Origin of the sequence: Bradyrhizobium sp. (assembly GCF_035273305.1) — a bacterium.
GTDB lineage: Bacteria > Pseudomonadota > Alphaproteobacteria > Rhizobiales > Xanthobacteraceae > Bradyrhizobium.
The window spans coordinates 1-9797 of sequence record NZ_DATEPI010000273.1; the positions used below are offsets into that span (position 1 = coordinate 1).

Annotated in this window: 10 protein-coding genes and 1 pseudogene; 4 read left to right on the forward strand and 7 right to left on the reverse strand. The window is 57.9% G+C overall.

Annotated features, from left to right (window positions below; all coding sequences use genetic code 11):
* The 6 genes and pseudogenes from VJV58_RS18125 to motA all read right to left on the reverse strand — a co-directional run.
* Nucleotides 1-539, reverse strand: a 539-nt coding sequence (locus VJV58_RS18125; protein ID WP_324138743.1) for an EscU/YscU/HrcU family type III secretion system export apparatus switch protein, incomplete at its 3' end; no start/stop codon positions are given.
* A gap of 12 nt (nt 540-551) precedes the next feature.
* Nucleotides 552-1583, reverse strand: coding sequence for a flagellar motor switch protein FliG (locus tag VJV58_RS18130; protein ID WP_414641525.1), 1032 nt, complete (start codon nt 1581-1583; stop codon nt 552-554).
* A gap of 14 nt (nt 1584-1597) precedes the next feature.
* Nucleotides 1598-1993 (reverse strand): flagellar motor switch protein FliN, encoded by a 396-nt coding sequence (gene fliN / locus VJV58_RS18135; RefSeq protein ID WP_324138745.1) that lies wholly within the window; start codon nt 1991-1993, stop codon nt 1598-1600.
* Nucleotides 1994-2105: 112 nt separating this feature from the next.
* On the reverse strand, nt 2106-2417 hold the full coding sequence (locus tag VJV58_RS18140) for a hypothetical protein (RefSeq protein ID WP_324138746.1): 312 nt from the start codon (nt 2415-2417) through the stop codon (nt 2106-2108).
* Nucleotides 2398-3339, reverse strand: a pseudogene (locus VJV58_RS18145) (flagellar motor switch protein FliM). The gene VJV58_RS18140 and the pseudogene VJV58_RS18145 overlap by 20 nt, the downstream one beginning before the upstream one ends.
* The gene (motA, locus tag VJV58_RS18150) at nt 3336-4238 is read right to left on the reverse strand and encodes a flagellar motor stator protein MotA (RefSeq protein ID WP_324138747.1); all 903 of its coding nucleotides are present in this window, start codon (nt 4236-4238) and stop codon (nt 3336-3338) included. Before motA ends, VJV58_RS18145 begins: the two are co-directional and overlap by 4 nt.
* Nucleotides 4239-4378: 140 nt before the next feature.
* Here motA and VJV58_RS18155 point away from each other — a divergent pair, with 140 nt between their 5' ends.
* Genes VJV58_RS18155 through fliI form a run of 3 tightly spaced genes read left to right on the forward strand, consistent with a single transcriptional unit; the run spans nt 4379 to nt 7285 of the window.
* Nucleotides 4379-5182, forward strand: coding sequence for a DUF1217 domain-containing protein (locus VJV58_RS18155; protein WP_324138748.1), 804 nt, complete (start codon nt 4379-4381; stop codon nt 5180-5182).
* A gap of 4 nt (nt 5183-5186) precedes the next feature.
* Complete coding sequence (flgF, locus tag VJV58_RS18160) at nt 5187-5915, forward strand: flagellar basal-body rod protein FlgF (protein WP_324138749.1); 729 nt, start codon at nt 5187-5189, stop codon at nt 5913-5915.
* 44 nt (nt 5916-5959) lie between these two features.
* On the forward strand, nt 5960-7285 hold the full coding sequence (gene fliI / locus VJV58_RS18165) for a flagellar protein export ATPase FliI (RefSeq protein ID WP_324138750.1): 1326 nt from the start codon (nt 5960-5962) through the stop codon (nt 7283-7285).
* A 69-nt stretch (nt 7286-7354) separates the two neighbouring features.
* On the opposite strand, the gene VJV58_RS18170 is transcribed toward fliI, so the two are convergent.
* Complete coding sequence (locus VJV58_RS18170; protein WP_324138751.1) at nt 7355-7678, reverse strand: GrlR family regulatory protein; 324 nt, start codon at nt 7676-7678, stop codon at nt 7355-7357.
* A 484-nt stretch (nt 7679-8162) separates the two neighbouring features.
* Here VJV58_RS18170 and VJV58_RS18175 point away from each other — a divergent pair.
* Nucleotides 8163-9797: methyl-accepting chemotaxis protein (locus VJV58_RS18175; RefSeq protein ID WP_324138752.1), on the forward strand; the 1635-nt coding region annotated here is incomplete at its 3' end.

Below are 9797 nucleotides of genomic sequence, written 5' to 3' on the forward strand. Positions count from 1 at the left end.
TCGGTGAAAATTACCTCGAAAGCTTTTGCCTGGGATGATTCCAAAACGACGCCTACGATCAGGCTAACCGAGACCATTTTGAAAAGGGCCTTGGCAAATTCCACGCGTCCCTGGGATCCGTAGATCCGGCTCCACCCTTGCGCGGGTGAAAGGCGTGAAAAGTTTGGCCGAACACGCTCGAGCACCAAGCGCGGACTGTTTTGCAGCAGCGAGCTTGCGAGCCCAAACACCGCCAGCACGAGCACGATCGGAAGCATGAAGCGCATCGCCTCAAGCCCGATCACCAACAATAGACCGTTGGCGTCAGCCGCAGAAGTCAGGCGAAAGCCATCGGGATCATCAAGAAGGCTCTTCAGGGTCACTGCAAGCCGTTGGACCCCATCCTCGATGAGGAACGCCAGTATCACAAGCAACGCCGCCATAGAGGCGAAGATGGACGTTTCTCGGGAAACCGGTATCTTGCCCTGCTCGAGCGCGTCGCGAATCTTCTTCTCGGTCGGCTCTTCTGTTTTGCTGTCCTGATCGGATGTATCTGCCATGCCGTTCAGCGGTCAGCGGTAGACCAGCTCGTCCTCCAAATCGGGGTTGAGCTCGATTTCCCCGCGCTCTGCCAGGTCAAGTGCAAGGTCGGTAATCACGCGCCGCGCCTCCATGACATCGCGCTGATTTGACGGCTCGCCCATTGCCAGTTCATTTTCCACAACCCGCCTGACGCGAGAGGCAAGTGAGGAAAGAATCAGGTCCCTGAACTTTCGGTCGGCGCCTTTGAGCGCCACAACGATCCGATCGCTCGGCACCTGATCGAAGATCATGGTGCGCGCCTTCGGAGTGAGGTTGACCACATCATCGAAGGTGAACAGGAGCTCCTTCAGAACCTCGGCCGATTTCGGGCGTTTTTCCGAGAGGCTCTTCAGCATATCCTCGATATGGCCGCGCTCCATTTTGTTGATGATATCGGCAACTCGGGCATATGTGTCCGCTCCAAGATTTCGAGCGAAATTCAGTGTGAGGTCCTCATGAAGCGTCTTCTCGACGATCCGCATCGCATCGTCGACGATTGGTTTGAGGCTCAGCACGCGCCGCATGAGCTCGTTGCGCAAGCTCGAGGGAAGCTGGCTCATGACCTTGGCGGCACAGGCCGGTTTCACTTTGGAAAGCACCAGAGCCGCAGTTTGTGGGTGCTCCTTACTTAGATAGCTGGCAAGCGAGTTCTCGGATACCGACGACACCCGATCCCAAACCGATTTGCTTGAGCTGCCGAGCAGATCCGACATGATGTTGGTCACCTGCTCGGGCGATAGAACATCATTGAGTGCGGCCTCGAGGCCCCCAAGCGTGCCGAGAATGTTTGCGCCCATCGAGAATTGCTGAGCAAACTCTTCAACGATCGACTCCAGATCCTGCGCCGATAAGGCGGGCAGTTCAGCCGCGGCTTTTGTTACGACTCGAATTTCCTGCGGTTCGAATTGTTGCAAGAGGCTCCCGGCCGCCTGCCGACCCATTGCGAGCAGCAGCGCTGCGACCTTGTCCGTTCCATCCAGCGAGGCAACACCTCGCTGCTTGACGGGATTCGCGGTGCCCATCGATCCCGCCACAATCAGGATTCACCATCGACGCCCAGCGGCCCGACGATTTCTGTCAACGACACCCCAAACCGGGAGTTATCCTCTTCGACCACGACGACTTCGCCGCGCGCGACGGTCCGACCATTGACCATGACATCAACGGGTTCGCCGACCCGGTGGTCGAGCGGGACCACCGCTCCGCGACCGAGCTTCATGAGACTTGCGACCGGGATAGTGGCCGAGCCCAGCACCACCTGTACAGTAACCGGGATGCGCAGGATCGCCCCCACATTTGCAAGCTTTCCCGCTTCTTCGGCGGTTCGCTCGGCTATCTCCGCCAACCTCTCCAATGAAGACATCTCTGTTTGCGCTTCTCCGGAAGCAGTTGTTTTGTTGGCAGAAGATCCATAGTCGGAAGATTGCGCCATTATGTAGCCTCTTGTAATTCCCCCGGGGAGCAGAGCGCCTCCCGAATGATTCCCGCCGCTTGCGAGTCGTCCTCAGGTGCTGAGGTCGATCTCGGTCCGTCTGCATGTCTCGTTATGAATTTTCCGCATGAGCGCCGCCTTCAGCATCTGAGGAAAATTGCCGCCTCGCATCCAGCGCCGCAATCGCTTCGTGAGCCTGCTCAATTTTCGTACTTAGCACCTCGGAGAGGCGCCCAAGCGTGGCAGTATGGTCCTGAGCGGCCGATATTACGGAATCGAATGCGCCCGCCGTCTCGTGGACAATCGTCGAGAACTCGCCTTGATAGCTACGCAGGCGCGCCAACTCGCGATGCATCATCGTCACCCGCACGGTTGTGAAAGCCAGGGCAACAAGCAGCACCGCATCAACGAGATAGGATATCATCGAGAAACTCCCGTTTCTGATCGACGGGATCCGCTACCTGCATGGCGTAATAACCGTCAAGCTGACCGATCTGACACCAAAACAGCACTTGGTTGTTGCTCTCGAGCTTGGCCAGCGTTCGCGGCGTGGCGTTCAGTTCAATCACCTGCCCGACATGGAATCGCGCCACATCTGCGAAGCTAATCGTCCGTTCATCCAGAACTGCGCTCAACGTGACTTCCGTTCGCTGGACCTCGTTCTCCATCTGCTCGCGCCAGTTCGGATCGGCCGCTCTGCCGTCACTGACTAGAACATGGGCCAGCTTCTGTCTGAGCGGATTGAGCGCCGAGTGAGGTATCATGAGAAACATCTGCCCACCGCGATAGAGCGCCTGCAGCATGATGTTTGCGCATATCGACATGTTTCCGCTTCGCCCAACGGCCAGGGAAGCCATGGCGGTTTCAACCCGTTCCAGTCTGAAGGTCACTTCAGATATCGGGGCAAACGCTGACTGCAGTGCCTTGGCGAACCGTTCGAACAGCACTTGCGCCACACGAAGCTCGACATTCGAGAACGCCCGCTCGAGGTCTGATGGCGGCTCGGCCCCATCGGAACCGAACATCGCTTCGACCATCGTGAAGACGAAATCCCGGTCGAGCATGATGAGAACTCTGGTATCCCATTGCTCGGCATAGAGAACGGCGGCAACCGCATTGGCCTCTTAGTCCTTGACGATGTCGCCGACCCGACCGTTGGCGATGCCGTTGACCGAAAAATAACACGGCGTTCCCGCCATCGGCTGCAAACTGTCCGTGCACGTCACAGCCATGCGATCGAAGATAACCTTGAGCATCGGCATACGATCGATCGATATGCCTGCCGCATCGAGCAGGTAGTTCGGCAGACTCTTCGGCTGCTCGACTTCAATCTGTTCCGTCGTCATGCTGTCGCAGCCTTCGGTTCGCCAACATCGCCCGCAGCGACCCTGCTCATCCCGCCGATTGTCTCGTTCTCTACGACGTCGATTGAGGGCCGTTCGCTTCCCTCAATCATCTTGCGGCCATGCTCGACCGCGATCTGCGGCATGGCGCCATTCATAAATGCAAGTAAAGTTTGCTTCACAATAATGTAGGGACGACATCGCTTTTCGCGGACCATCTTTACTTTTTGGGCGAATGGCGAGACGACGCCATACGAAAGAAAGATACCGGCGAACGTGCCAACCAAGGCCGCACCGATGAAGCTGCCCAGCAGCTTGGGAGACTGATCAAGTGCCGCCATCGCCTTGATGACGCCAAGCACCGCGGCAACGATGCCGAGCGCCGGCAACGCCTCTGCCACCACTGCCATGGCATAATAGGGATTTAGCGCACTCTTCACGATCGTATCGATTTCTTCATCCATCAGCGCTTCGATCTCGTGAGTGCGAGCGTTGCCCATGATCATCAGCCGGACGTAATCGCAGATAAACTGAAGTAAGGACGCATCCGCTAAGGCATTCGGGAATGCCTTGAAGATTTCGGAAGAATACGGATCATCGATGTGCGCCTCGACTTCATTGCGACCCTTGTTTCGCAGCTCGCGCATCAAGGCATGGAGAGCGCCGAGCAAATCAAGGTAGTACCGCGAACTTGGAACGGAGCCCACGACGGCCTGAACAGTCGCTAGACCTGTGTCCACAACGACTTTCCAGGGATTGGCGACGATAAAGGTCCCGACGGCGGTACCGATGATGATCACGAACTCCCATGGCTGCATAAGCACGGCAAGATGTCCGCCCATCGCGGCGAATCCACCGAGCAGCGCCCCAAGCGTGATGATAATCCCCACGAAACTGGCCAACCCGCCACTCCATCGCCGATGAACTTGATTAACCTATTTGGCGACGCTTGCGTGAAGCTGGCTTGCCGGCGCCACCATGCTCGCGCAAGCTAAAAGCGGCAGCTTGAGTTGTCGCAACGGCATCAGAACGGACTTGTGTCATGCTATCGACGATCGCGGACTTTCAGAGAATATCGAGCAATATAAATCGCGCCCTTAAAGACACCGCGAGCAAACCGGATGTTACCCGAGACACAAACTATTATCTCGCCAACATCGGCAAGGTGACTAGCGTCGACGATTTCGTGAATAACTTTCGTCTGTTCTCATATGCGATGAAGGCGCATGGCCTGAGTGACATGACCTACGCCAAGGCGTTTATGCGCAAAGTGCTGACAGAGGGCACTTTGACCAGCAAGAGCTTTGCCAATCAACTATCGGACCCTCGCTTTCGGGAATTCGCGAGTGCATTTAATTTCGCTGCGCTGGGCAGCAACGCCATCCGAACCAACGCCGCGCAAGCCGGCACAGCGCAGAAATACGTGCAAGGCGTGATGGAAGAGGATGCTGGCAGCCAAAACGAGGGCGTGCGCCTGGCGCTTTACTTTGTCCGCAATGCATCTTCCATCACGAACCCACTTCGCATTCTTGCCGACAAGGCACTGACGCAGGTCGTGCAAACCGCTCTCGGACTGTCTCCAAACATCAGCGGCGCCAATATCGATAGTCAGGCCGCACTGCTGTCGAAACTGATCAACATCTCCGACTTCCAGGATCCAGCGAAGGTCAACAAGTTTGCACAGCGCTTCGCGGCCATGTGGGATGCAAACCAGAACAACTCGACGGACCCGGCAAACAGCCATCCCTTAAGCATTAGCGCACAGATCTTGGTCGGCAACTCGAGGCAGAACGGCATCGATCTCGATACCCTCACCCGCCTTCAAACTCTACGGTTCGGAAAATAGCAGCATGCAATCAGCCTTATACGTGGGATTGTCAGCCCAGGTCGCGCTCGAAAAGCGAATGGATACGATCGCCAACAACGTTGCAAACATTAACACCGCCGCGTTCCGCACCGACGCGGTCAAATTCGAGACGGTCCTTTCTCGTGCCGGGGCGACTCCCGTCGCATTCTCTTCGCCGGGCGCCGACAACATTTCACGCGAGCCGGGAAGCAGTACCGAAACGGGAAATCCTCTCGACGTTGCGGTGATGGGGCCCGGTTGGCTCGCGTTTGCGGGCCCTGGCGGGCCGGCGTTCACACGCGATGGTCGCCTTCAAATCGCGGCTAATGGTGATCTTCAAACGGTGAACGGCTTTCCGGTTTTCGACTCCGGTGGAGCACAAATTAGCATCGACCCGAACGGCGGACCGTTGTCCATCGCGCGCAACGGCGTCATCACGCAAGACGGAAACGAAGTCGGCACTCTGGGGCTGTTCGATATATCCGCCAGCGCAAACCTCAAACGCTATGGCAACTCAGGCGTGATTCCAGATCGCCCGGCGACCGCCGTGCTCGATTTCGCCAAGAACGGCTTTCGGCAGGGCTACGTGGAGGGATCGGGGGCCAATCCGATGCTCGAACTGACCCGCCTCATTTCAGCTTCTCGAGCCTTTGAGGGAACGAATACGCTCATGCAGGGCGCTGAAAGCTCCATGCAGGACGCAATACGCACGCTGGGTGATCCCAAGGCGTGAGGCATTCGTTTGGTGCATGAAAATTCAAAATCGGGGGGTTCCTCTTGAACGCTGTGCAGCAACTTGAGTCGGCGCTGCTGGCACTTCAGCAGAACACTCCTTTTGCAAGCGTCAGCGGTGCTATATCGGAGGTGGCGCCGACCCATTTCCGCGTGTCCGGACTATCGCGTTTTGTAAGGCTTGGCGAACTTATCGGCGTGAAGGCTGCGGGGCGTCCCCAGATTGGTGAAGTGATTCGCATCGACAGCGATGGCATCATCGTCAAACCGTTCGATCGGCATTTCGGCGGCGGTCTCGGTTCAGTTGCGTACCAAATGCCGCCCCTTTCATTCGCACCCGATCCGAGCTGGAAAGGACGCGTCATCAACGCCCTGGGCGTCGCCCTGGATGGAAAAGGCGCTCTTATTCCGGGTTCGCGCGCCGTTACAGCAGAGGCAGACGCGCCGCCAGCAATGAAACGCGCACGCGTCCACAGGCCCTTGCGCACCGGCGTACGGGTTATTGATTTATTCGCTCCCATTTGTGCAGGCCAGCGGGTCGGTATTTTTGCCGGTTCGGGCGTTGGTAAATCAACGTTGCTAGCGATGCTCGCGCGCAGCGAAGGATTTGACACGGTCGTCTTGGCCCTGGTTGGAGAGCGCGGCCGGGAAGTGCGGGAGTTTGTGGAGGATGTACTTGGTCATGACCGCGCTCGCGCTGTAACAATCGTGTCGACGGGCGACGAAAGTCCGATGATGCGGAGACTCGCGCCGAAGACCGCCATGGCGATTGCGGAATACTTTCGAGATCGCGGCGAGTCAGTTTTGCTTGTGGTCGACTCGATCACACGATTTGCACATGCCTCCCGCGAAGTCGCGCTGGCCGCAGGAGAGCCGGCGGTCGCGCGCGGCTATGCTCCAACGGTCTTCACTGATTTGCCGCGCCTGCTAGAACGGGCCGGGCCCGGAGAAGAAGGTTCAGGGACGATAACCGGAATTTTTTCCGTGCTGGTTGATGGCGACGATCACAATGACCCGATCGCCGACACGATGCGAAGTACCCTGGATGGGCATATCGTGCTCAGCCGGCAAATTGCTGATCAGGCTCGCTATCCTGCCGTGGATGTTCTTGGCTCCGTCTCTCGTTTGGCGCATTGCGTTTGGGACCCCGCCGAGCGCGAGCTGGTCAGCAAACTGCGGGCCATGATCGCCAAATACGAGGACACGCGAGACCTTCGCCTCATGGGTGGGTACCAATCCGGGCGGGACTCGGAGCTCGACCAGGCGGTTGATTTGGTTCCGAAGATCTATGGGGCGATGCGGCAGGACGCCTCAGCCGCGCCGAGTGCAGAGCCTTTTCGTGAGCTGAGGGATATGTTGAAAGGCGACTAGCGAGTTGGCCCGAGCACGATCCGTCCGGTTTGAACGGCACCCTCTTTTGTTGGGTGCGAGCTTGAGGGTTTACTCATGGATAAATTGCAGAACCGCTTTGAAAATGAGGCCAGGGACTTCCTCGGCGGTGCCCGTGCAAACCGCATCAAGGCCGTCCAACTTGCCGATCAGATTAATATGGACGGCGTCCATGTTAAAAACGGACGCGCGGGCTTGAGAGTGCCGCTTGGTCTCCAGCTGCATGCTGAAACCGTTATTTGTCTGCTGCTGCGATCCAAAATAGACGAACGCCGCATCTCCTCCGCGGATTTTATCACCTGTGACCACCACAATGCCGTCTCCATGGCCTTTAAGGGTTTCGAAATGAACTCTGTAAATGCCATCCTCGAGCATCAATCCGCCTGCCCCGCAAATTGCGTTCTACGCTTGAGTCATCTTACGCTAGCATAAGACCCGGCTGCCCGGTCGGGCTCGAGATTGCAACGGTGCTCTCCGATAACCGAAACCGATCCAGAGCCTGCCCGGAGAATGCGCAGGTCTGTTCATAATCCGCAACATCGCTGGAGGGCCTGTTGGCAGAATCGGCCGGTGAGCAGTCCGGCCAGTCGCGATCAAAATTATATTCAGCCAGCCGGTGTAGTTCCAGGAGATTGAAGCTTCCATCCCGTGGGCGCTGCGTTGCTTAGGGATAAGCACCCCGACGCCGATGGTGCTGTTGGTGGCATTTGTGGGCGGTCATCCCTGCACACGCCTAGGTTGCCTCACGCCGGTCATTAGCGTCAAATTCATCTATTCTGGGCTACGGATTGCCGGCAATCGCGCCAGCGATCAAATCATGATGGTTGGCGCATTCGAGGAACTGTTGTCGGAGGCTAAAATGCTCAGCAATCTACGAATTTCATCCAAATTCCTGATCATGGTCGGCCTCTCGGGCTTCGGTATTTTGACCGTTGCGGCGCTCGATCTTTCAACCCTCAGGGGAAACGCGATTGAGGATCGCAGAAACGGCCTCAAGGAAAAGGTGCTGCTGGCGCGCCAGATGATCGAACTCGATTACCATAACTCGAAAAAGGCCGGCCTGTCGGAAGCCGAGACGATGGAACGCAGCAAGCAAATTTTTCGCACGCTGCGATTTGGCAAGGACGATTATTTCTTTGCCGTCGACAATGGCAGCATTCAAGTGGCCAACCCAAACCCCAAGGTCGAAGGCAAGAATTTCTTTGACGCCAAGGATAGCGACGGCGTGTTGTTCGCCCGCGAGATTGTCGCGGCGTCCCAGCGCGGCGGTGGGTTTACCTCGTACCGATTCCCCCGGGTCGCTACCGAGCAGCCGGTGTCTAAAGTCGCGTATTCAGTGCCATTCGCTCCGTACGCCTGGAACATTGGCGGAGGCATTTATCTCGACGACGTCGATGAGATCTTCCGCGAGCAGATGATCAAAACCGGCACGTTTATGGGCATCATGCTCCTGCTGGTGCTTGGCATGAGCCTGTTGCTCCGCCGCAGCATCCTCAAGCCCCTTGCGGCGATGACAGCTACGATGCAGGAACTTGCCAGCGGAGACACGACGACCGAAATTCCGGCACTCGGTCGCCGCGACGAAATCGGCGCGATGGCACGATCGCTGCAAGTGTTCAAGGAAAGCATGATCGAAACCGGGCGCCTGCGCAGCGAACAGGACGAGCTAAAGCAGAAGGCTGAAGCCGAGCGGATAGGCCTGCTCAACGCGATGGCGAACGATTTCGAAGGCAGCGTTCGCGCCTCGCTCGATCTGCTGACGGAATCGGCCGGTGACATGCGGGCGACTTCGCAGAATATGTCTACGATGGCCGAAGAAGCCAGCCGTCAGACCTCGACGGTGGCGAATGTTGCCGAACAGGCAACCGCCAACGTGCAGACGGTGGCGGCGGCGACAGAGGAGTTGTCATCGTCGGTGTCGGAGATTGGCCGCCAGGTGGCGCAATCGACCGAGATCGCCGCCAAGGCCATGACGGAGGCGAACCGCACCAATGCCACCGTCCAGGGCTTGTCGGAAGCGGCGCAAAAGATCGGCGACGTCGTCAAACTCATCAATGCCATCGCAAGCCAGACCAATCTTCTCGCGCTTAACGCGACCATCGAGGCGGCGCGCGCGGGCGACGCCGGCAAGGGCTTCGCCGTGGTGGCGAACGAGGTCAAATCGCTCGCAACTCAAACGGCCAAGGCGACCGAGGAAATTTCGACCCAGGTCGCAGCCATGCAGAACGTCACCGGCGAGGCGGTTCAGGCGATCGAGGGCATCGGAGGCACCATCTCCGCCATTAATCAGATTGCGACCATGATCGCGTCCGCAGTGCAAGAACAGGACGCTGCGACACGCGAGATCGCGCGCAACGTGCAGGAGGCCGCCGCCGGTACCGGCAGGGTGTCCAGCGACATTGCCGGCGTTAGCCGCACCGCCGGCGAAGCGGGCCAGAGCGCAACCAAGGTTCGTACCGCCGCCGAACAGCTCAGCGAACAGTCCTCCGCGTTG

What these genes read in the sequence shown, in the direction of transcription:
- VJV58_RS18155 (WP_324138748.1), top strand. Translation starts at nt 4,379, where the DNA reads ATGCTATCGACGATCGCGGACTTTCAGAGAATATCGAGCAATATAAAT.
- VJV58_RS18130 (WP_414641525.1), bottom strand. Translation starts at nt 1,583, where the DNA reads ATGGGCACCGCGAATCCCGTCAAGCAGCGAGGTGTTGCCTCGCTGGAT.
- VJV58_RS18140 (WP_324138746.1), bottom strand. Translation starts at nt 2,417, where the DNA reads ATGATATCCTATCTCGTTGATGCGGTGCTGCTTGTTGCCCTGGCTTTC.
- fliN (WP_324138745.1), bottom strand. Translation starts at nt 1,993, where the DNA reads ATGGCGCAATCTTCCGACTATGGATCTTCTGCCAACAAAACAACTGCT.
- flgF (WP_324138749.1), top strand. Translation starts at nt 5,187, where the DNA reads ATGCAATCAGCCTTATACGTGGGATTGTCAGCCCAGGTCGCGCTCGAA.
- VJV58_RS18170 (WP_324138751.1), bottom strand. Translation starts at nt 7,678, where the DNA reads ATGCTCGAGGATGGCATTTACAGAGTTCATTTCGAAACCCTTAAAGGC.